Origin of the sequence: Kosmotoga sp. DU53 (assembly GCF_001639905.1) — a bacterium.
GTDB lineage: Bacteria > Thermotogota > Thermotogae > Petrotogales > Kosmotogaceae > Kosmotoga > Kosmotoga olearia.
The window spans coordinates 1-22214 of the sequence record NZ_JGCK01000024.1 but is presented as its reverse complement, the minus strand read 5'-3'; the positions used below and the strand labels follow the sequence as shown (position 1 = coordinate 22214).

24 protein-coding genes and 1 pseudogene are annotated in these 22214 nt (G+C 41.0%); 10 read left to right on the top strand and 15 right to left on the bottom strand.

Annotated elements, in window-relative coordinates; all coding sequences use genetic code 11:
* Positions 1 to 80: 80 nt before the first annotated feature.
* The 8 genes from DU53_RS03430 to glpX form a co-directional block, all read right to left on the bottom strand.
* On the bottom strand, positions 81 to 704 hold the full coding sequence (locus tag DU53_RS03430; protein ID WP_063727500.1) for a hypothetical protein: 624 nt from the start codon (positions 702 to 704) through the stop codon (positions 81 to 83).
* A 119-nt stretch (positions 705 to 823) separates the two neighbouring features.
* Positions 824 to 1633 (bottom strand): protease complex subunit PrcB family protein, encoded by an 810-nt coding sequence (locus DU53_RS03425; RefSeq protein WP_012745150.1) that lies wholly within the window; start codon positions 1631 to 1633, stop codon positions 824 to 826.
* A gap of 74 nt (positions 1634 to 1707) precedes the next feature.
* A complete protein-coding gene (locus DU53_RS03420) occupies positions 1708 to 1959 on the bottom strand; it encodes a CapA family protein (protein WP_063727498.1) in 252 nt (83 codons plus the stop codon).
* 56 nt (positions 1960 to 2015) lie between these two features.
* The gene (locus tag DU53_RS03415) at positions 2016 to 3038 is read right to left on the bottom strand and encodes an alpha/beta hydrolase (RefSeq protein ID WP_012745149.1); all 1023 of its coding nucleotides are present in this window, start codon (positions 3036 to 3038) and stop codon (positions 2016 to 2018) included.
* A 23-nt stretch (positions 3039 to 3061) separates the two neighbouring features.
* Positions 3062 to 4051 (bottom strand): alpha/beta hydrolase, encoded by a 990-nt coding sequence (locus DU53_RS03410; protein ID WP_082853788.1) that lies wholly within the window; start codon positions 4049 to 4051, stop codon positions 3062 to 3064.
* Between the two features lie 21 nt (positions 4052 to 4072).
* Positions 4073 to 4444: a DUF3368 domain-containing protein gene (locus tag DU53_RS03405; RefSeq protein ID WP_063727495.1), complete on the bottom strand. Its 372-nt coding sequence runs from the start codon at positions 4442 to 4444 to the stop codon at positions 4073 to 4075.
* Positions 4445 to 4562: 118 nt separating this feature from the next.
* Entirely contained in the window at positions 4563 to 5618 is a 1056-nt protein-coding gene (locus tag DU53_RS03400; RefSeq protein WP_063727493.1) for an ImmA/IrrE family metallo-endopeptidase, read from the bottom strand.
* Between the two features lie 134 nt (positions 5619 to 5752).
* Complete coding sequence (gene glpX / locus DU53_RS03395; RefSeq protein ID WP_012745145.1) at positions 5753 to 6760, bottom strand: class II fructose-bisphosphatase; 1008 nt, start codon at positions 6758 to 6760, stop codon at positions 5753 to 5755.
* 441 nt (positions 6761 to 7201) lie between these two features.
* On the opposite strand from glpX, the gene iadA reads away from it, so the two are divergent.
* The gene (gene iadA, locus DU53_RS03390; RefSeq protein WP_063727491.1) at positions 7202 to 8341 is read left to right on the top strand and encodes a beta-aspartyl-peptidase; all 1140 of its coding nucleotides are present in this window, start codon (positions 7202 to 7204) and stop codon (positions 8339 to 8341) included.
* A gap of 91 nt (positions 8342 to 8432) precedes the next feature.
* Here iadA and DU53_RS03385 read toward each other — a convergent pair whose 3' ends face one another.
* Positions 8433 to 8756: an MGMT family protein gene (locus DU53_RS03385; protein WP_063727488.1), complete on the bottom strand. Its 324-nt coding sequence runs from the start codon at positions 8754 to 8756 to the stop codon at positions 8433 to 8435.
* A 234-nt stretch (positions 8757 to 8990) separates the two neighbouring features.
* Between DU53_RS03385 and DU53_RS03380 the strand changes: the two genes are divergently transcribed.
* The 5 genes from DU53_RS03380 (at position 8991) to DU53_RS03360 (ending at position 12341) form a co-directional block, all read left to right on the top strand.
* Positions 8991 to 9470, top strand: a complete 480-nt coding sequence (locus DU53_RS03380) for a flavodoxin domain-containing protein (RefSeq protein WP_063727486.1) — start codon at positions 8991 to 8993, stop codon at positions 9468 to 9470.
* Positions 9471 to 9474: 4 nt separating this feature from the next.
* Positions 9475 to 10071 carry a TetR/AcrR family transcriptional regulator gene (locus tag DU53_RS03375; RefSeq protein ID WP_063727484.1) on the top strand — a complete coding sequence of 199 codons (597 nt, stop codon included), beginning with the start codon at positions 9475 to 9477 and terminating at the stop codon, positions 10069 to 10071.
* Positions 10072 to 10073: 2 nt separating this feature from the next.
* Positions 10074 to 10475 carry an FMN-binding protein gene (locus DU53_RS03370; RefSeq protein ID WP_063727482.1) on the top strand — a complete coding sequence of 134 codons (402 nt, stop codon included), beginning with the start codon at positions 10074 to 10076 and terminating at the stop codon, positions 10473 to 10475.
* A gap of 290 nt (positions 10476 to 10765) precedes the next feature.
* The gene (gene rsgA, locus DU53_RS03365; protein ID WP_063727481.1) at positions 10766 to 11668 is read left to right on the top strand and encodes a ribosome small subunit-dependent GTPase A; all 903 of its coding nucleotides are present in this window, start codon (positions 10766 to 10768) and stop codon (positions 11666 to 11668) included.
* Positions 11669 to 11879: 211 nt separating this feature from the next.
* Complete coding sequence (locus DU53_RS03360; protein ID WP_063727479.1) at positions 11880 to 12341, top strand: hypothetical protein; 462 nt, start codon at positions 11880 to 11882, stop codon at positions 12339 to 12341.
* Positions 12342 to 12814: 473 nt separating this feature from the next.
* Here the strand turns inward: DU53_RS03360 and DU53_RS03355 are convergent, their stop codons facing one another.
* From DU53_RS03355 to DU53_RS03345, 3 genes are all read right to left on the bottom strand, one after another.
* A complete protein-coding gene (locus DU53_RS03355; protein WP_063727477.1) occupies positions 12815 to 13585 on the bottom strand; it encodes a nucleoside phosphorylase in 771 nt (256 codons plus the stop codon).
* Between the two features lie 396 nt (positions 13586 to 13981).
* Positions 13982 to 14833, bottom strand: coding sequence for a hypothetical protein (locus DU53_RS03350; protein WP_063727476.1), 852 nt, complete (start codon positions 14831 to 14833; stop codon positions 13982 to 13984).
* Positions 14808 to 15398, bottom strand: a complete 591-nt coding sequence (locus DU53_RS03345) for a DUF6036 family nucleotidyltransferase (protein ID WP_235599685.1) — start codon at positions 15396 to 15398, stop codon at positions 14808 to 14810. Before DU53_RS03345 ends, DU53_RS03350 begins: the two co-directional genes overlap by 26 nt.
* A gap of 165 nt (positions 15399 to 15563) precedes the next feature.
* Between DU53_RS03345 and DU53_RS03340 the strand changes: the two genes are divergently transcribed.
* From DU53_RS03340 to DU53_RS03325, 4 genes are all read left to right on the top strand, one after another.
* The gene (locus DU53_RS03340) at positions 15564 to 16214 is read left to right on the top strand and encodes a class I SAM-dependent methyltransferase (RefSeq protein WP_063727474.1); all 651 of its coding nucleotides are present in this window, start codon (positions 15564 to 15566) and stop codon (positions 16212 to 16214) included.
* A gap of 107 nt (positions 16215 to 16321) precedes the next feature.
* Positions 16322 to 16639 carry a cupin domain-containing protein gene (locus DU53_RS03335; protein WP_063727473.1) on the top strand — a complete coding sequence of 106 codons (318 nt, stop codon included), beginning with the start codon at positions 16322 to 16324 and terminating at the stop codon, positions 16637 to 16639.
* A gap of 30 nt (positions 16640 to 16669) precedes the next feature.
* Positions 16670 to 17065 carry an HIT family protein gene (locus DU53_RS03330; RefSeq protein ID WP_082853786.1) on the top strand — a complete coding sequence of 132 codons (396 nt, stop codon included), beginning with the start codon at positions 16670 to 16672 and terminating at the stop codon, positions 17063 to 17065.
* Positions 17066 to 17269: 204 nt separating this feature from the next.
* Positions 17270 to 17896, top strand: coding sequence for a hypothetical protein (locus DU53_RS03325; protein WP_063727471.1), 627 nt, complete (start codon positions 17270 to 17272; stop codon positions 17894 to 17896).
* 182 nt (positions 17897 to 18078) lie between these two features.
* On the opposite strand, the gene DU53_RS12430 is transcribed toward DU53_RS03325, so the two are convergent.
* The 3 genes and pseudogenes from DU53_RS12430 to DU53_RS11860 form a co-directional block, all read right to left on the bottom strand.
* Positions 18079 to 20496, bottom strand: coding sequence for an acyl-CoA dehydratase activase-related protein (locus DU53_RS12430; protein WP_063727470.1), 2418 nt, complete (start codon positions 20494 to 20496; stop codon positions 18079 to 18081).
* Positions 20417 to 21925, bottom strand: a complete 1509-nt coding sequence (locus DU53_RS12425) for an acyl-CoA dehydratase activase (protein ID WP_235599688.1) — start codon at positions 21923 to 21925, stop codon at positions 20417 to 20419. Before DU53_RS12425 ends, DU53_RS12430 begins: the two co-directional genes overlap by 80 nt.
* A 111-nt stretch (positions 21926 to 22036) precedes the next feature.
* Positions 22037 to 22204 (bottom strand): annotated as a pseudogene (locus DU53_RS11860) (transposase); the annotation flags it as partial.
* Positions 22205 to 22214: the final 10 nt, after the last annotated feature.

Genomic DNA, 22214 nt, shown 5'->3' with positions numbered 1-22214 from the left:
CTCAGAATTTTTTGATCGGTGGAATTGCACAAATAAAAAACGGGAGCTAATGCTCCCGTTTTCGTTATTCGGATTTAAAATTATCTCCAGCAGTATCCAGGGCCAAAGTTGTTCTGGGTGTCCATGTTCATTCTGAAACCGCCGCGGGGTGCTGCCTTTCCAAAGGAACCTCTTGCTCTGCCTGGAGCTGTTCGGGCTGTTCCAAATCTTCCCATGGGGGCATTGTCATTCATTCTGCCTCGTGCCCAGTTAATGAATCCGTCTTCGTCTCTAATGACTACTTTGTTTCCATCTACGTCTATAACATTCACTACGACATAACTTCCAGAATCAGTCGTAACCAGTCTTCCTTCGATACTGACAGTTGCTCCTACTTTGAGTTCGATACCGTCGTATAACCAGATGGGACCGGTGTGAACTTCGTAGGTGCCTCCGTCTTCGGTTTCGACGATGATCTTCATTGTGGAATCAAATGTGGTGTCAACGATGGTTCCTTCGATAGTAATCTCTTCACCGTCCAAACAGGTTCCGTCGCAGTACTGGTGTAGGGGCTGAAAATCATCCTGTGTGGTTCTGTACATGTAGCCACCTCTTGGGGAAGCTGCTGTTTGATCTGTTTGACTCCATCTGCCACCGAATGCAAAGATACTTGCACTTACAATAAGAACCGCCACCAACGTTGTAATAAGAATTCCTTTCTTCATACCTTTCACCTCCAGATTTAGGATTACCAAGCTTCGATTCTATGATAGGAGGTGAAACTTAAAGCAATCTTAGACAATGCTTAGAGTTTGCTTAGAGTTTTTTGCCCGCAGAAACCGCGTCAGTGGTACTTAAGTTCTGTCTCGAAGGATTGCAGGGTAACATCACCGTCTTTGATGGTTTTCAATCGTAAGATCACCTTATAATATCCGGGGGCTATCCCGGAAAGTTTTATGATTTGCGTCGGGTAGGTTAGCACCTGCGTTGTGAAAGCCCCTTTTGGCGGCGCTTTGAGGGTGGCGGTAACCACTATTTTATTTTCGTATCGTTCTACACTTTCTATTTTGAGAGAGTAACCACCTGTGGGCATTTCACCGGCGGAAACAACCAGGTAAACGTCTTCATCCTTTTTGATTTCATTGGTAAGAGAGAGCTCATTTTCTAAAAAGTGTGCTGGAAATATCCCGGGCTCACGAATATTCTGGACAGAAAGTTTCACTGTTTTAAAGGGTAGCTTAACTTTCACAACATCAAAGATTTCTACTTCAATACCAAGAACTTCGATTTTCTCCGCTGTTTTGGGTAGAATCAACAGTTGTGGTTCTAGAGATAGATAGAAAGTGCTTTTAACAAGGGGTAAAGTTTTTTTCACAAAGAATCCCGGCCCCTGAATCTTGATTTCAGTATATTTGGTTTTAACGTCTGAGATTCCGATAAACCACCAGCCTTCTATTATGAACACATAAGAATTCGACTCGGGAACGGTTAGGTTCAATATCTGAACATTGGTGGTTCTCGTACCGAAAGGTTTGAAAGGAATGTTATCAAAAACGTTCTTAACAGGCATAAGGGTTATATTGGATATATCCGTTTGAGCAAAAAGCATTCCAACAAGCAGAATAAAAATCGAAATAACACATACTTTCTTCATTTGGGCACCTCCCCGGATGACTTTACTAGGGTACAGCATGCTGTACCCTAACGGAAATACTACTAATGATGGATTCAAAGCTTAGACATCTTTTGGAACCTTAAAGTTCCTGGTTTTACCACAAGTGGTTCTTCCTCTTCACTCAGTAATAGTTTAACAACCGAAGTTGTCTTTGTGTAAACCGGGTTCATGGCAGTCGTCCAGTTTCCTAGTGAGTAGAAAACGATGCCTTTTCTGCCATCAGCTGTTGTGTAGCACTCAAAGTCCTGCAGTACATGGGGATTATGGCCGATAATCACATTCGCTCCTTCATCCAGAATCTTCATGGATCAGATAGTCTTGTCACTCGTTTTCTCGGACTCTCGGCTCTCGTTTTATTATCTCATTTGATACTCTCGTCATCAATTGGTTCTTCCACTTTTGTGGATTCGAGCAAGCGCATTCTCTTTTTGGCTTCTTTAATCCCCATTTTCTTTAAAACGAATTTTCCCAGGGCATATTCAAAAGGAAGCCAGGAAACATGTCCCATTGGAACGATATATCTTTTGGGTTTGCCGAGCAACTTCCAGAGGAGCTTCCGGCTTTGTTTAGGCAGAGTTCTGTCGAAAAAGGCCTCGATCATGGTGACTTTGTCTGCGGGGATAAAGGGAGCGTAGGCCAGTGGATCAACTTTGAACAAAGGGTGAACATCTGAGTTCAGGAGATCATGAACACTCGAGAAGCTTTTTAACCTTTTTATATCATCATTGAAAGTTCTTATGAGTCTCTCTCTGTCGTTCAAAAAACCCGTTTTTCCCTCTCCGCTTTTAAATTTGCGCCTGGCAAATATCAGGGTTGGTGATTCCCACAGAATTCTTGCCATGTTGCCACCAACAGTCATGAGGATTGCCTGTTTTATCCTGTCTTGCTCAAGGGCATTGACAATAATTGAAACCATTCCACCAAGACAATAACCAAGCACACAATTATTATCGAGCCAGACACCTTCCTGTTCGAGCAGGTCGAGAGTAGTTCTTGTATCCACAACGGCGTGTTCCCAGAAGGAAATGAGCCGGTTTAAGTCTGTAGAGAAAAAGTCTTTTCCACTCACTGAATGATCTGCCGTTCTGGTGTAATTGCCGGGCAGGATCATGACAGAAGACTGAAGGCCTGCACTCGCTAAATGGCTTCCCATCCAGAACAGGAATGGGATGTTTCTTGATCCTAACCCATGAAGAATGAGAATAGAACCCGCAGGTTTTTCCTTTGGCGTAAAGTGGTAGATTTCTACCATTTCGGTCCCTTTAGCGGCATGCTCGTAGAAAGAGGGATATTTGATTATGGAACACCTGTAGTGCTTACCTTTGAATATATAGCCGCTGGAAAAATCTATTTTTCTTTTCTCGTAATCAAAGGTGGGGTTCATGCTATCCTCCCCTTTTTAGAACGCTAAACGTGTGAACGTATAAATTCAACCGTTTCTTCTATAAAACGTATTGTTTTAGGTGTTTTAAGCTCAAACTCAAAGGCATGGTCCGCTCCATTATAAATCTTCAAGACTGATGGAACGTTAAACTCCATTAGTCTTTTAAAGAGTTTGATGGACGACTTAACCGGAACAACTTTATCAGCACTGCCGTGAACGAGGAAAGTGGGGACCATCCTTTCTGAAACCCAGTTTATGGGAGAGTAATTGATGTAGTTTTCCTTGCTCTTTGTTGGTAACCCCTTTAGAGTAGCGGCAACGGCAAAACGGGCAAAGAGTGATTCCACGTCGTCGTCCCATAGATCCATCAAGTCTGAGGGTGCGTACCATGCTACCACACATTTAATACCTTCCATATTTTCATCTTTTTTCCAGTAGGAATTGTAGGCAGCATGAAATAAAGAGAGGTGACCGCCAGCGGAAAGCCCCATCAACGCTATTCTAGAAGAATCAAGCTTGAATTCTTCTGCCTGTTTTCTGACAAAGTTCAAAGCGTCCGCGTAATCTCTGAGAATATCGTCTATTTGGGAGAGATAACCAAAACGATAGTCAATGTTTACAACCGCAAAGCCTTTTGATGCCAGGTACCTGCACCACGAGATATTGTTAGCCTGTCGCCTGGAGCCACTTATCCAGCCTCCACCGTGAGCGAAAAAGACAACAGGGTAATTTTCCGACACCGTAAGCCCTTCTTTTGGATAGAAGATATCGAGTTTTAGGTTTGCATTACCTTCGCGTTTGTAAATGTGGCTTTCAGGGCCAAAGAATGACTCATCCGGAACGTCCAGGGGCAGTTTCCCCAGCAGGGCACGATATAAAGTTTTTATATTCAGAACGAGAAGGGCAAAGAAAACAACTGCCCAGTTCCATGCAAAGCCTATCATTACCAGAGAAAAAGCAACGATCACTTTAATTATCCTTTTGATTTTTGCCATGTTGATTTGTTTTATCATATGAACCACAACTTTAATCGTTCAAAGTTCCTTCCATTTTGAAATAAGTTCCTGACATTCCTTTTCTGGTAACCTTGCTCCTTTGAATTTCATTTTGAAAATTGCTTTAATAGCGTGATTGGAGTCTATTATTTTCAGATTGACAAGTTTATCCAATATCCATAACACACCATGAACACCGATTTTATTTCTTTTGAGACAGAGTGATTTTAATCTTTTATCTCCTGTTAAAAGAATGCCATCTATTTTCTCGGCCAGTATAAGTGCAGATATATCTGGTATCGATAATCTATTGTGATTTTGCCTGATTTCAAATATCTCAGCTATTTCAACTCCTGAGAGATTTATCACTTCTATTCCAAAAGAATCTACGGCTATTGTTGAAGGATTCAATTCTTCGAAAACGAAGTCTGTTGTTATGACTCGTCATTCGGTTCTTAGCAAGGCATCGACTAAATTTGCATTTTTTAGATCTATTAATATATTGGCATCTGTTATAACTACTATTGTTTCAGCAGAGTTCTTTTGTTTCATTGAACAGCTCCTTTTGTAGCTGTTGCAGCGATACTCCAAGTAACTCGGCTGCTTTCATTTGGGATATCAGTTCTTCGCTTAATGCTTTTAAAACAAGTTGTTCAAAGCGCGACGAGGTTTCCATTATCTTAGTATCTCCGGGTTCGTTCTTGCTTATTCTCATAGTTCTAAATTGAATAAAGATCTGCTTATAAGTGTTTTGACTAATAACATTCAAGTCTCTTGCGCGTTTTACAATTGATTGCATGCTGATTCCATATTTTTGTTTTAATATTCTCAATTCTTCTATACCAATTCGTTTTCTTTTTGGTCCGATTTCCGAAATAAAAATATCTTTAGGAATCAGAAATGCCCCGGCAAATCTGTGAGCTACTTTTTCTTCGTCCAGGTTTTCATTAATCTTCAATAATAAGTGTCCTAGTTCATGTGCAAGGTTGAAACGTTGTCTTTCTTTCGAGATGTTGCTTTTTATTACTATCACGGGAATATCTTTGTTTACCCAGAAGGTACAGGCGTCAAATCCGTCAACGGTGTCGAGTATAAGTATTTTTATATTTTTGTCCTCTAACGTTAAAGTTATGTTGTCAATGGGATCCATACCAAGTTCCCAGTTATTTCTCAGGTCAAGTGCTATTTTTTCAATATCTGAGTATTCATTAACCACGAGGTCTATTTTCGGTATTTTGAAAACACAAGGGGATCCATATACAATGGTTTCAATTTCAATATATCTTTCAAGCCATTCTTTAATAGATTCTTTGATTGCATTCAGTATTTTTTTACCCAATTTGGAATGTTTTCTATAAGATACTTGTGAGAGTGACTCTATTGGAAATAGGTCTGGTCTGAAAAAATACTCAACCTTGACATTGAGGGCTTTTGATAATCTTATGAGCACTTTTGAACTTGGTACATCTTCATCTCTTTCATATTTCGAAATGGCCATTGCAGAAACACCGACTTTTTCTGATAGTTTTCTTAGACTCATATTATTTCTTATCCGAGCTTGTTTGATTCTGCTTCCGATACTCATGTTTTCCTCCGCCTCCTTGGTTTACATTATACCATGTAGCATTTAATTTTGTAAACCACCGGAGAAGATTACAACAGCTGTTAAAGTGTATTTGACGGCATTTTGTATCTCCATATAGATAGTAAATATCTGTTTTAGAACCAATTGGCGCCGTTTATGAGTTTCTTTTCACCCTCTGTTTTTGTCGTGATGGTTTTGAATTCAAGGTCGTGGTAAGCAATGATTCTTCTGATTGTTCTGGTGCTGGATCTCATCACTATTGAATCTGTGACAGCCTGGTTCTGGTGAAAGCGAACCCCTTTCAAGAATGAGCCATCGGTAACGCCGGTTGCGGAAAAGATAACCTCGGAACCGTTTATCAGGTCTCTGGTTCTGTATGTTTTGTTGATATCAAAACCTGCCTTCTCGACTTTTTTGATTTCTTCATCATTTCTTGCCCAGCATTTGACCTGGATTTCTCCCCCAAGACACTGTAGTGCCGCTGCTGCTAAAACACCTTCGGGGGAACCACCGACGCCCATGTAAATATCTATTCCACTTTCAGGAAGCGCTGTGGAAATTGCTCCTGCTATATCGCCATCATCAATCAGTTTAATTCTCGCACCGACACTCCTAATAGCTTCGATGAGTTCAGCGTTTCTTTCCCTATCAAGCACAGCAACCGTAAGTTCAGAAACCTTGACTCCGAGTATTGCCGCAGCGATCCTGAGGTTTTCTCTGGGAGTTGCTTCAATATCGAGATGCCCTGCAAGTTCTTTGCCAACCGCAAGTTTATCCACATAATGGGTTGGAAGAGGAGCAATTTCACCATTTTCCGTTGCCGCAATGACGCTTATTGCATTTGGTCGACCGCCTGCAACCAGCCTGGTACCGTCGATTGGATCAACCGCTATAAGAACTTCCGGGTCGTCATCACCCCATTTACCAACTTTTTCGCCAGGATAAAGCATTGGAGCGTTGTCTTTTTCGCCTTCACCAATAACAACAGTCCCCCGCATGTCGATAAGATCGAGGATACCTCTCATCGCATCAACCGCATACTGATCCACCATTTCTTTGTTGCCCCGGCCAAGGTACAAACTGGCCATCAGAGCGGCAGCTTCAGTAACCCTGACCATATCAAGTGTTATTTCAGGTATCAAATTCCCCACCCCCGTTGTAATGTATATTCACGGTTTTTCAAAGGCTAAATTATAAAAAATCAATAGTTTTTGATGAAATGATGCATATTTGGAAATGTAAATATGTGAAGCTAAATAAATTGCATGTTGTAAGGACAGGATTTTTCATACCTTTGTCTAAACAAATTACCGATTGCCTCTTAATTCATAGAATACGGACAACCATATAATCTCATATTTCATCATTTTTCAAAAATTCCTTTTAAAATTCTTCCAGCTTATTACGAACGATTAGAAGTTTTTGTAACATCTTTTGTTGCGTAAGCTTTAATTTACTGGTTTCACCCGTTCGCAAACTACTTGATAACCCTTATTTGGATTCACTTTCATACCATTCAACCGATGGACAAATGATAAACTTGAGTAAATTGGGAATTTTCAAAACTTGGGAGAGTGATGGAAATGTTGTTACTCAAGGATTTGCCAGTGTATTCTTCTCAATATATAGGAATCAAAGATATTTTGATATGTGGGACCAGAGTAGAAGCGATAGCAGACAAAATTTCAATTGACGGCATCGACAAACTTAAGACACTTTATTTTGATTCAAAGAGGCATTTTGCTGTGCCTGGTTTTGTGGATGGTCATGTTCATCTCATTGGTGGAGGTGGAGAAGGAGGGTTCAGCACCCGGACACGAGAGGGAACTCCTGAGGAATTTGCCTGCTGTGGCACTACGGCAGTTGTTGGAATGTTAGGTACTGATAGCATAACCAGAGATCACATTTCGCTTCTTGCCAAAGCGAGGGCTTTCAGAGAATGGGGACTTGGTGCATGGGTGCTCACAGGTTCATATAGATACCCAATCAAGACCATTACTGGTGACCTTGCTAAAGACATCGTACTAATACCCGAAGTCATAGGTGTGGGTGAAGTAGCGGTTTCTGATCACAGGGGAAGCAATATCTCTGGAGCGGAACTCCAGCGCTTGGCGATGGATACGAGAGTGGCTGCAATGCTTGCTGGTAAAAAAGGAATAGTCGTTTGCCATATGGGAAACGCGCCCGAAGTGATGAAACCACTGTTCAAGGCGGTCGAAAACGGTTCACTACCTCCAAAACACTTCATACCAACTCACATTTCAAGAAACGATAAACTCCTTGAAGAAGGAATCAAATGGGTCAAGGAAAATGACGGATTCATAGATCTGACAGCTGGAAAAAATACGTCAAGCATTATCATGAATTTAAGGGCAGAGCTTGGAAATCTCAATCGGATAAGTGTTTCTTCCGATGGTCTCGGAAGCCTTCCCAAATTTGACGAAGATGGCAAACTTATTGAAATCACCGCAGCACCGGTTGATGGACTTTTAAGAGTATTCAAAGAGCTGCTGCAAAAGGGTCTCAGCGTTGAAGAAGCTATCAAACCCGTGTGTTCCGTTCCAGCTACTGTGCTTGGGTTGAACCGTTTTGGTTATGGAAAGATCGAGAAAGGTTATTCGGCTTCTTTGCTTGTTTTTAACGCTGAAAATCTAAACCTGGAGCTCGTGATAGCCAACGGTAAGATAGTAGTGCAGAAAGGCACTCTTGCCGATCAAAGATGAAGATGAAAGCGGATGGCTTGAGCGATAGTGTATCTTTAGGGAAAATTTAAACTCGAAAAGAAAGATACTTCAGAGTTCAGCTTAGGGGGTGTCAGTCACTGGATTCAGTTCCATTCCAGCCAAATTCGCTAAAATTGATTTTGCCCTTTTCATTGAATTTAACTCCTTCAGCTTCAAGCATCTGCCTCTGGATAATTCTCCATTCAGAGTCTCTGAGGCTGATTTTCCCCTTGCTGTTGACAACCCTATGCCAGGGAACGTTGCCAGACTTCAGAGAAGCAAGCGCAAAACCAACCATTCTGGGTGAGCAACCCACGATTACAGCTATTTGCCCATATGAAGCTACTTTTCCGAAGGGAATTTTTCTTACAACATTATATATCTTCTCATAAAGTGATTCTTTTTGCCTTTTCATACACTCAGCCAGGAATCAGAAGACGGTTTAACAACCATGTTTTTACCTTCAAACTATCAAATCTGCCTTTTTATAAAATGTATCCAGTTCATCACTATTTCCTCAATTTACTGATGATTGATTATATCATTAAAGCCTTCTTCATGATTGTACGCTTGACATTCATTACCAATTTTAGTAAACTATGTTCAAATACTGAACAATGTTCAATTAACAGCCATGAGGAGGCTTTTTATGAAAATCTTAATACTTTACAGTAGCAAGACCGGTACCACCGAGAAGTGCGCCAGGCTTCTTTCGAAATATTTAAACTCAGAAAATTCTGTGGTTGATCTTGCAAGAGCGGGTGAAGTGAATCCAAACGAATTCGATGGCATAATTCTTGGAAGTTGTATACGCGTGGGTAGAATACCGGGAAATGTGAAAAAATTTGTCGAGAAAAATTTGGAATTATTGAAAAAGAAAAGACTGGGCGTATTCCTCTGTATGGGAGAGACGCCTGACAGGTTTGAAGAGTATCTTTCGAATAATTTCAGTAAAGAATTTCTCGATAGTTGTGTTGCAAAGGGATACTTCGGTGGAGAATTCAACTTTGATAAAATGGGATTTATTGTAAGAAAAGTTATAAAGAAGATGTCAGAAGGACGGGAGTATCCTTCCATAAAAGTGGAAAACATAAGAAAATTCGCAGAAGATTTCGAAAGGGGAAGCTGATGATATGTCGGAGAAAGAAAAACGCATAAAGAAAAGGCGAGAATATTTCATAAAAGCGGCAAGGGAAATCATCGACAAACACGGCGTAAAGGCCCTCAATGTCAGAAAAGTCGCTGAACTAGCAGGCTATGCTCCGGCTACTATCTACAACTACTTTGGTAGCATGAACGGTTTACTAAACGCTGTTATTGATAGCTACGCGGCTGAAATAATGGAATGGCTGCAGGAGAAACTTTCGTTGGATTTACCGGCAGCTAGAAAGATCAAAGCCCTATATATCGAGTTCGCAAGATTCTTTCTTGAAAAGCCCGACCTGTTCAAAATCATCTTCATGAACGAGAGTCTTGAAGTGATAGATGATGCTAACTTTATCCCAAATTTCAAAGAAATACAAAAGCTCAGGATAGGGCTTTTTCAAAAACTATCCTCAGAATACGGATACAAATCTGAAACGGTTGTTAGACTTGAAGAAATTATCACTTCGATGCTTTTTGGGATGTTATACACGCATTATTACGGTATTTCAAATGACACAAAAGAAAAACTGCTCGCGAAGCTAAAAATGAATATTGAGCACCTGATACCAGAAGCGAGGGCGTGAACATGAAAAGATGCACGAAATATCTTGTTCTTGCACTGATTGTGGTGATTTTTATTATTGTAGTGGGAATCGGATCCAAACTGTTCCTGATATATATGGATATGAAGGAAAAGGTATCAGATATTGAATTTTCTGAACTTGAACTCTCCGAACTTGAAGATGGAGAATATTACGGAAGCTATTCGTTGGGGATTGTTAGTGCAAAGGTCTGTGTGAGCGTTAGTGACGGAAAAATAGATGACATCGAGATTGTAGAGCACATAACGGGAAGAGGCAAGAAAGCGGAGGATATTGTGGAAGCTGTTATCGATGAACAGAGCGTTATGGTTGATATAATAAGCGGTGCAACATACAGCAGCAAAACTATATTGAAGGCCATCGAGAATGCTGTAAATTATCAGTAACAAGCGATACAGCTTAGTTTGGTTTTTGGAAAGATTCTGTGTATAATGAAAAAAGCAAGATATCGTTTCAGGGAGGTGATGTCGGATGATGAAGAGAATAGAAGCCAGATTTTTCAACAAGTTCATAACTTCAATCCGACACAGTGTAGTCCTCCCGGTGAGTACTGGCTAAATATTTCTTAATCTGACAAATGGAAGGCCACGCTGTGTTGAAGCTGTGGCCTTTTTTGTTTGTAAAAAACGAGCAACCACGGCTAAGACCGTGGTGCTTTTTTAGGAGGTAGAGAAAATTGAGAGGAATTGTAATAAATGTTCAGAAAGGACTGTACAAAGTAAGACCGGTAAACGATGGCGAAGACATTAACTGTACCCTTAGGGGCAGGCTTTTCAAACAAAGCCAGACAACCAAATCGATGGTCGTGGTAGGTGACTACGTAGAATTTCAACCTGTTCTGGGAGGCAGGGGAGTGATAACCGCAATAGAAGAACGGAAAAGTAAATTGGTCAGAAAGGGGGCCGGTAAAAAAGGTTCTCACCTGGAGCAGGTTGTGGCTGCAAATGTCGATCAGGCAATACTTGTATTTGCGGTGAAAAATCCGAAATACAGAAAAAATCTTATAGAGAGGTACATCGTATCGGCAAAGTACGGCGGAATAGAACCAGTCATTTGCTTCAACAAAATAGATCTAATAAATCTATCGGAAGTGCAGGAAGATATCAAAGAATACAGAAAGCTTGGTTATACGGTACTGCTCACCAGTACCATAACGGGAGAAGGGATAAAGAAGCTAAAATCTCTCCTGAAAGATAAAATTTCTGTCTTTGCTGGAAGCTCCGGAGTCGGGAAATCCTCGTTGGTGAACGCCATCTTTAATGAAAAAAAGACAAAGACGAATGAAGTTAGCACCAGTCATTACAAGGGCAAGCACACCACAACATCGTCACAGGTTTACGAGCTTCCTTTCGGGGGGCGGATAATAGACGTTCCCGGAATGAGGGAGTTTGGAGTGATTGATAACGGAACAGGGATCAGAGACGCTTTTCCGGATATCATAGAACTTGCTAAACAATGTAAATTCAGAAACTGTAGTCACATAAATGAACCAGGGTGTGCAGTGAAAGAAGCGATTGAGTCGGGCCTCCTGGAAGAGCGAAGATACAGGAATTATCTTAAGTTAAAGAAATCAGGCTGAAGAATCTGATTAATATCAATTCCTACCTATCCTGTATTTAGTGATGCTTCCTTACCTCTGTTATAATAACCTGTAACTATCTTGAGGTAGGCATACGAAAGCATCGTCTATTTCCAGAAGAACAACACGGTGAAATTGACGGTGGGATTTACCGGTAAGGGAAAAATAAGACCTTTGTTGGGTTATTAGAGAATAGACAGGAGGAATGTGGATGATTAGAAGCTGGATATTGGGAATATTTCTGATAGTTGTTGGTGCGCTTTTTTTGTTTGTCCCGCAATTTGGTTCGAGTTTCTGGCTTGTCTTCGTCTGGTTGCCCGGAATACTGATGGAGGAAAAAGGCTTGCGGAAACATATACCGGGATTGCTTGTTCCCGCGGGGGTATTGCTTACTGTCTCAGCTGTCTTAACTGTGGAAACATTGTTTCCGGGATTCATAGAAGCTGGAGGCTGGGCTTTCTTTGTCTTTGCACCGGCATTTGGATTGCTTCAGATGTATCTGGCAGGTGGGAGAAGGATTAAAGGACTTCTCGTTCCTGTGGGTATCCTTGGCGGGCTTACGATAATATTCTTGCTCATGAATTTCACTGAACTCAGCACAGGAATAATCATCGGAGCGGCTTTGATACTCTTTGGTGTTTATACACTCTTTAAAGAAAAGATAAGAAGGTAAGGAAAAAGCAACCTCATATTCGATAATTTACCGCGTAAGGTATAGCAGTGTTATGCGGATCAATATCGATTTAAACATTTTGTAGGGGTAGAACATGTTCTAAAACAGTATTTCCTATCGTAGGGGCACAGCATGCTGTGCCCTATTATTATGATCATTTATAGATTTCTGTACCGTAGGGGCACAACATGTTGTGCCCTATTATTTCCAGAACGAGTAAAAATTCTCCCCCATCATGAGTCATGCTCCATCGAGCCGCTGCTTCTATTTCTTCATCTGTTGGATTCGGTTTTAGAAAATTGTCTATACGATAATCTCATATATTAGTATGCTATATACTAAACATTAGTATATGACATACTAAGTCTAAATCAAGATCAACGCCATAGCATAAGTTTGTGCTTTTGTTGTTGAATTAATAGAGAGAGAAAAACGAAAGTCTGATTTCTCGTGCAATGGAAACCCGTTTGTTTTCAAAGCCTGATCAAGCATTCCGCTGCAAGCCAGAATATTTTCTCTTTATGGGAAGAAGCCTCGGGAGGGATTCTCGGATCCCATTCAGTACCGCTGACATCGTCGCTGGATGAGAGTATCTGGCCAAACTCTACCCCCCTGAATTCTGAAACTGCCATCAAGGCTGATGCTTCCATTTCGACTGTTACACAACCTTCAGCTAACCTCTTCTTCACACGATTTTGGGTTTCTCTGTAAAAAGCATCGGTTGTCCATGTCTTGCCTTTAATATAAGGCACACCCAAGTCTTTTAAAGTTTCCTCGATAATCTTTATCACTTTTTCATTTGCCTTGATTTCCGTGGAAGGTGGCAGATAATGATAAGACGTGCCTTCATCTCTCACCGCAGAATCTACTATTACAATACTACCTCTCTTCAACTTTGGGTTTATAACCCCTGCGGAACCACAGGCTATGGTCTTTTTCGCTCCCAGAGCTACCAATTCTTCATAAAAACCAGCCGCGCAGGGTGCACCTAGCCCGGTGTTAAATACCGCTATTTGCTGTTCCTTATATTCCAGCAGGTAAATCGGAAACTCTCCAACCTCGCTTCTTCTTATATTCAGGAGGCGAAGTTTACCAGCATCACGCAAGAAATCGATTACTTCCTGATAGAATACCAGTATGACTTTTTCAGGCATTTGGGGAAGAGGTTTTATTATTTTACCCGGCTCGATTACCGCGGGAGTAGTACCATCAAATTCGAGTATTGGGGGAATGTTGTCTTTCATGATTCACCTCCAGCATGTTTTGTGGATTATATTGTAGCATCAGAGTTGGGGCTTTAAAGCACATATATAATTAGGGTTTCCAGTTATTGTTTACTGTCAATCTTTCACTTTATCGGTTAGAACCTTCATCTTTTCTTTAAAAGCTCTCTTGAAAGGTTTCTGAAGCTTGAATTATCACAGCAAATCTAATATGAAAATTTCGGAATCATTATAACCCCTTTGCCACTTAAAATCGTTAAGGTTGTTTCTGTTGCACCATCTGGAAACGGTCGCTTTGAAAGATCGTATGATTACAGGTACTGAATTTGCCGTAGCCTTTTGAAAATCCCGTTTTATTTTACGTAGGGCACAACATGTTGTGCCTTATAATTGTTTCCAGCATGCAATAGAATTTTCCTATCTTCCAGTTGCTTTCTTCGTAAGGCAGATCCAGTAATCGACAACACTCGAATAAAACCCTTGAGCGCTTTCTTGCTTTAACGAAACGTTACACTCCATTGCTTTATTGAGCATGGAAACTAGGGTCTTTCTGAAATCATTGAAAGCCGAAAAGATAAGATATTCATCGTCCAGATAATCTTCTCTCAAACACCTTTCAACCATGAAGGTAGCTGAAAGAAGTACCCAGGGTACCGAACCAAGAAAAATAGGCTGGGGTAACACATTAGCGAAATCCGGTGAAATGCTGAATATTCGTTCTCTACCCGCTCTTTTTTCGATGAGAAATCCAGTTTTTGCGAGTTTGTCTAACTCTACAAGAACGGCCTTCTGGTTCAAAAACCTTTCTTTCGCGATCTGGTTTGAATTGGAATTTCCCATGGTGAGTAAGTGAAAAATAACTTCTGCTTTGGTTGAGCAACCGAAGAGAAGCCTTAATCTTGGCAACAGGTTTTCGGGTAAAAGAGCATCCAGCTTTCTCATAAACTTAGATTTGTCGATATCTTCTGTTCTTGATTTTATTGGAATAGTGATTCCATATTTATTGGAAAGCTCCTTTAACATTCGTTTCAGACGCACCGTATTTAGATGTTCTTTATTTGCAGAAATCCATTCTTCTGAGATTTTCTGAATACGCTTTTCATATCTTGAGAAATACCATGAAAAAACTATGGCAGCTTCTGGATCAGAATAGAATTTGAGTCTTTCCTCCGGGCTAATCCAGGCTCCTAATTTCTCCCACTGATCCCATAATATTGATATTGTAGTTTCAATCAAATGTTTTTTAAATTCTTTCGGCGACAACATCATAACCTAACCTCTTCAACAGATCATTTAGAACCATTCTGTATCCTTCAGATACATCATGAGTCATGCTCCATCGAGCTGCGGCTTCTATTTCTTCATCTGTTGGATTCAACTTCAAGAGATCATCTATATGGTAACCACCTCTATCCACCGAAGCGTAGAGTTTGAAGTGTATCTGATCGAATCTTGAAATATAATATACTGTCAGATTATTCCCGTAATTCTTTTCTATAAGTCGATTCTCCAACCCCTCAGGTAAACCAAGATCAACCATTGAAGTTGGACCAGGATTCATCCAGTTTGGTGGAAGATCGAAATCTCTAGCAACTTTTTCGATTGCTTTTTTAAGCCAGACAGGAAAATCTGCTCTAACTATCTTGAAATGACCATTGGTTTTTTCAACAATTGCCAGAACATCTATATCCTTCGTAACCCTTTTCACCAGTCCTATAATGGAAAGGGCTGAACCACCGCAGACGATGATCTCTATTCTTTTGCCAATTCTTTTTAGTTGTGAACTCAATGCTTTCAAAACTTTTTCAATTAATCCAGATAGTCCATGATTCACCTCATATGTTAGTATACTATATACTAAACCTTAGTATATCATATACTAATACATCATAGGAAATGGTGCTATCAAATTCGAGTAATGTTTATTTTCGTTTTTTCTTTTGAACGGTTTGTCCCTGTATAATCGTTTTGGTAATAAACCAGATAGGGAGGTTTTTCTTTGAAGTACGAACGCAGAAAGGTTGAGAGGACGTTTGATTCTATCAGTGAGGCTTCGCCAATTGCAAAAAGGAGCGCGGAGTGTGATGATATCATTTGCAGGATCGGGAAAAAGGCTGTTGAACTTCTCGAATTAAGCAAAGATGATGTTTTGCTGGATATTGGCACGGGCAGGGGACGCTGGGCTCTATATGCGGCTCCGTTTTGCAAAGAGGTTATAGGGATAGACATCAGCTCGAATTTGCTCAAAGATGCCCGAGAGGAGGTGGAAAAGAGAAATATAACTAACGTGTTTTTTTACCGCGGTTCTTTTGAGAATCCCTATGAAGAGGTTGATTTGAAAGAGTCTGGAATAAACAAGGTTATCAGTGTGTACGCAATGCACCATCTAACAGATGATCTAAAGAAAAAGGCAATTGAAACCATGATGGAATTCACAAAAAGGCCAACTAGAATAGTGATCGCGGATATAATGTGGTTTGAAGATCCCGGCAAATACAAAGAAATCTGGGATGAAGTATATTACGACGAAGGTGATACCGATTTTCCGACAAATGCTTACAGTTTGAAGAAGATGTTCGAAGAACATGCGAAAAAAGTGAATCTGATAAAGGTACACCCGCTGGTTGGGATAATCGTTGCGGATCTCTGAATTAATCTGGAGTGAATCAGGTAACATATGTTACTGAATTCACAGGATTGCTACGGTACGATGGAGTTGTAGGCTATTACTGTATTCCAAAAAGGAGGTCCGTAATTATGAAAAAGGTACAGATAATGAAACTGCCTTCGATTTTCAAAAAAGAGGGAATCGAAGCAAGAAAGATATATGACAAAGAATCTGCTCTGGCTAACGTAATAACAATCCAACCTGGGTTTGAGCTGCCGGCGCATGTAACTCCTGTGGATGTTTTTATGCTGGTTCTTGAAGGAAAGGGAGTTTTTACGGTAGGTGATGAAAGCCTGGAACTTGAAAAATATGAACTCATTGAAGGGCCAAAGAATGTACCTCACGGCATCAAGAATACTGGCGACGAACCTTTAATGGTATTGGTTCTTAAAGCACCGCGCCCCTGAAGATAAACGTAACTATAACCGGAAGGTAGTGTGAAGTATATAAAATGTCCTTTTTGTAACCCGGATAATAGTGAAATTATCTTAAAAAACGATCTCTGTTATGCGAGGTTTGACAAATACCCTGTTAGCACTGGGCACGTTCTTGTGATCCCATTCAGGCATTTCAGCAATTATTTTGAAGCAACAATGGAAGAAAAGATTGCAATGGTGAGGTTAATAGACGAAGTAAAAGAATTTCTGGATAGGAAGTTTAAACCTGATGGGTACAATGTTGGCGTAAATGTTGGGAAACCTGCCGGCCAAACTGTGATGCACGTTCATATCCATGTGATACCAAGATACAAAGGTGATATTGAAAATCCAACAGGTGGAGTTAGAGGTGTTATTCCAGCCAGAAGAATATATGGTGATACTCCGAACGAATAGCGTTTGAATTAAAAGACAGAAGCGAATTTATATTTTATAGTATTCAACAAGAAGACGGGAGATCGTGCTCCCGTTTTTTGCTTGTGTGGATTCACCGATCGAAAAAACTCTAAGCAGATTCTAAGCTATGTCTAAGATTGCTTTAAGTTTCACCTCCTAAGATAGAGTCGAAGCTTGGTAATCCTAAATCTGGAGGTGAAAGGTATGAAGAAAGGAATTCTTATCACAACGTTGGTAGCGGTTCTTATCGTAAGTGCGAGTATCTTCGCGTTTGGAGGGTTCAGATGGTATCAAGACGACCAAACGGTTCCAGTTTCTCCCAGAGGCGGCTACATGTACAACACTCAGGATGATTTCCAACCTCTTCATCGATATTGCGACGGAACCTGTTTAGACGGTGAAGAGATTGCTATCGAAGGAACCATCGTTGACATCACATTTGATTCCACAATGAAGATCATCGTCGAAACTGAGGACGGAAACACCTACGAAGTTCACACTGGCCCCATCTGGTTATACGACGGTATCGAACTCAAAGTAGGAGCAACTGTAAGTATCGACGGGAACCTGGTAACAACTGATTCTGGAAGCTATGTCGTAGTGAGTGCCATAGACGTAGATGGGAACAAAGTAGTTCTTAGAGATGATGATGGATTCATTAACTGGGCACGAGGCAGAATGAATGACAATGCCCCCATGGGAAGATTTGGAACAGTCCGAACAGCTCCTGGCAGAGCAAGAGGTTCCTTTGGAAAGGCAGCACCCCGCGGTGGTTTTAGAATGAACATGGACACCCAGAACAACTTTGGCCCTGGATACTGCTGGAGATAACTTTAAATACGAACAACAAAGCCCTGTATCCATCAGGATACAGGGCTTTTTAGTATCTGTAATCCTCAATAGTCACAAAAAACTTCAGGCATAATCAGCACATTTTTTCTTTCGTTTAACCTTAGAATTTATTCTAATCATTGTAAAAGCGCTCATTCAGAGTGTTTCTTAATAAAATCATTTTATGATAAATTGTAACCCTTGAACCTTTTTACCTGAACTATGAAAGCTTCGATTTTGCTCTCTATGATTGGGGGAAAAGGATTGCCGTCAGACTCTATGTAGATTATTGGAGCATTTCCGGGATCCTCGAATGTTTTTTTCAAAATCCCTTTTTTGATGATAGCTTCAGCGATTCGACTTGGCATGCATCCAAAGGGACCTATTGAAATTATGCCATCGTATTTTTCACCAATTTCGGAAAGAGCTGTTCCCACCGTGAGAATCGTCTCACCCGTTAATTCGGGATGAAGGTGCTTTCTTGCAGCTCCAATTGTTTTTTCTACATCCATCATGCACACTTCATAGAAGCCTGTTTTTTTGAAAATTTTCTTCACCTTCATTTCTATATCCCTTTTGAAGAGAATTTCGATTCTCTTCATCAGTCTGTCAATATGGGTTGAGTTTGGCGAAGTCTGCTTTTTCAGAAACAGATAATCCGTGTAGTATATCCACTCATGCACCGGTGATATGTGGGTTATTATTCCGTTTTCAGCAAATACATCTTCCAATCTTTTTCGGGAAAACTCATCCCTTCTCGCATATATTTCACCCGTTATCAGTACCTTTGGTGTTTCGGTGTAATTCCTGCTCTTTTCTATGGATGCGATAAGATTAGCCGCTCTTTTGAGTTTTCTGAAAAAAGTATACAGGGAATCATTAGCAAAACTGTCCAGTATTTTTTCTTTTACTCTTTTCAGCAATATTTTTGCTTCATGTTTATCTTTTGCCAGAACTTTCACCGTATTTTCAATATCTGTCAGAACATCGGAAACGATGACCGCAATCCAGGCACGTAATTTAAACTGGAGTCCTAACCCTGCATAGGCGTTTTCAGAATTCAGGCTGAACAATGCGACGTTATCAACGTGGTTGTTTTCCAGCCAGAGGTCTATGAAAACCTTATACTGTCCAAAACGGCATGGTCCCATTGTTTCCGGCATGAAATAAAGAATAATTTCGTCATCACTGCTGTTTCCATTAAGGTATTTTATAAGACTACCGAGAGTGAGCTGGAGTGGCAGGCACTCTTTGGAAAGAGAATTACCTCTCCCCAGCCTGAATTCTTCGATGTCTGGTTCGGGACACACGTCGGTTTTAACGTTGTGATAACTGAACGAGGCAGCTAGACATTTTGTGCTGAATTCTCCCATTGTTGGAAAAACCAGTCGGACCTTTTCATGGCTTATGGGAAACTTGTTGCCGTCTGGTGTTATAACTTTCAGCTCTCCATTTTCCAGCTTTGTGATGGGTCTGGAGACCTTCTTCTTTTCTTTTGACACAGGAGCTTTGAGGTAGCTTTTGGCTACGTCAATGAACGCCTCTATCCTTGTTTCTATGCCTGCATCGGCCGTGTGGCTGTCCAGTTCCAGAATCAATGAGGGTTTATCACCCATGATATCTCTAAAATACGAGATTATGAAAGAATCGGGCCCACAGCTGAAGTTAGTTATATACACACCAAATAGCTTAGGATGTTTTTTTACGTATCTAGCGGTTTTTGTTATCATTTCTCCCCAGGTCCAGTACATGTTGCTGTAGCCTTCATCGCTTTCGTATGGCAAGGCATCGAGATTTACTATCAATACCCCTCTGGATGCAAACTTTTCAGGGATTCCCATGTTGGCATGCGAGGAGAAAGCGTTGTAAGATCTTCCAAAGAGCACAATACCGAATTCTTCCTTTTCCAGATCTCTTAAGAAATTTTCTCCGGTTTTCTTTATCTTTCTTTTCAGTTCTTTGAAGTCTTTCAAGGCCTTGAAATAAGCATTTTTTCCTTCTTCTCTTTTACTTCCAAGTTTTTCAGCAATCTCCTCAAACTTTTCAATTTCGCTTTCGTATCCATTTGAAAAGTCGAGGTTCATTTCCAGAACATTTCGAGATTCAAGACCTGGAAACGCGGACTTGAGGTAATCCGGCTCACTCTGCACAAACGGACAGAAAACGTTGTAGTTTCTGGAGTTTTCCACTTTCACTCCTCTTATTCTTGGGAGGAATATATAATCTGGATCTCTGGTGAGAAGATCATACATGTAACCGTGTGCCATCTCCGCAGGGAAGCAGAACTCCGCGTTTTTTAGATCCCAGCCTCTCTTATCTGAAACTTCCGGAATTATTACCCTGAACCTGAGATACCTGAAGAAACGATAAAATAGAGGAAATAATGAAGTCATAGCCAGTGACCTGCTGATTCCGATGGTCTTCTCTCCGGAGTTTCCTTCCATATTGAAGATCATCTCTTCTCTCTTTTTAACGTGGTTGTACTCTTCAGTATCTGTTACTACATGTCTGACTATGTTCTCATAACGATTGCAGGCTCCGCCAAAGGGAAATCTCTTGCCGTTTATCTCGATAATCCTTATCTTGCATTTTCTTATCACAGCTCTTTTTCCCTCCTGGACAGATAAAGGTTCCTTTGTATTGCACCTCTCTATTTGCAAGTTCGCGGAGGTCAAAATTCGATGGTTTCAGAAATCCCTGCTTTATGTTTTCTTTCACTATCAATGCGACACCGTATGCCCCCATCAGTCCGGGATGAGGTGGTATCACAATTCTTTTGCCAGTCAATGCAGCCATTGCAGCAGGTACTGCACGGTTGTAGCACACTCCCCCTTGCATGATGATCTTCTTTCCCACCGGTCTGTTACCTTTCACCCTGTTCAGGTAGTTCATACAGATGGAATAGACCAATCCGGCGCATATGTCTTCCCTGGATAAACCTTCGTGAATGGCGGTTTTAACATCACTGCTTATGAAAGCTGCGCATTGATCGCTGAAGTTAGGAGGGTTTTCACTTCCAAGTGCCAGATCTCCTATATCCAGGTAATGTACCTCCAGCGATTCTTTGGTGGCCTCTTCCAGAAATGATCCCGTTCCGGCAGAGCAGGCTTCGTTCATGCTGTAATCTGTCGGGACACGATTCACAAGATAAGTATATTTGGCGTCCTGACCTCCAATTTCGAATATCGTGTCCACCTCAGGATCAAAGTAAGCCGCAGCTCTGGCATGAGCTGTTATTTCGTTATACACCGCGTTGGTTTGTGAATACAAACCCACTACCTTACGTCCAGAACCGGTGATACCCACACCGATGATTCTGAGATTGATTCCCTTCAGTTGCTTTATCAGTTCGTTGTAGCAATTCTTTACCGCATTTATTGGGTCTCCCAAGGTTCTTAAATATGAACTGGTGAGTATTGCGTTGTCTCTCAACCTGACCAGAACAGCTTTGGTGGTTGTTGAACCTACATCTACACCGAGGATGCAATCATTGCCATTTTGCGCTTTTTCAAAGTTCATTTTTTTGAATTCCACCATGTCAAGGAACTTCTTCAAAGGTGCATGCCTGGAAAAGCTTGACGGGCTTTCCACGAATATCGTGCCTTGAGCTTTGAAAGCAAATGCGCTGTTTCTCTTTCCCCACACGTGCGCACCAAAGGCTTCGAAAAAGAGAGCTTCATCCGGGATCACCAAATCGATTCGCTTTAGGAGATGCTTAACCATTACTTTGTTTCTTGCAGTTCCCCCAACAAGCATGATTTTCTTCACACCACTTTTATGAACAAGTTCCATTATTTTTTCTGCCATGACCTTTCCAAGACCGTTCAAAATCAGTTCTTTGGGCACGCACTTGTTGAGAGCATGCGTGCAATCACTTTTGCAAAAAACAGTGCATCTAGATGAAAGTTCGTAGCATTCATCAACCTCGATGGAATTGGCGAAATCCAGGGATACATCCATTCTCTTCAACTGTTGCAAAAAGAATTCACCCGTACCAGACGCACACTTACTGCCAGTATATATTCCGATTATCGAACCCTTTTCGTTGAGCTTGTAGAGTATGAAGTTCTCTCCACCGGCGCTAACAATACGGCTATGTCAAGAAAGTGCTGTAAAAATATCCCTGTATCCTAAAACAGGCTAAGATCCCATGTTTAGATATCTCCTTCCAAGCAGCCATTCTTCGTTAATGTCAAGTAAGATTGCGACAGCCAACCTCAAAAGTGCCGCATCATTTGGAAAAGCTCCTACCACTCTAGTACGCCTTTTTAGTTCTTTGTTTATCCGTTCCAGCATATTCGTTCGTTTTTATCCTTTT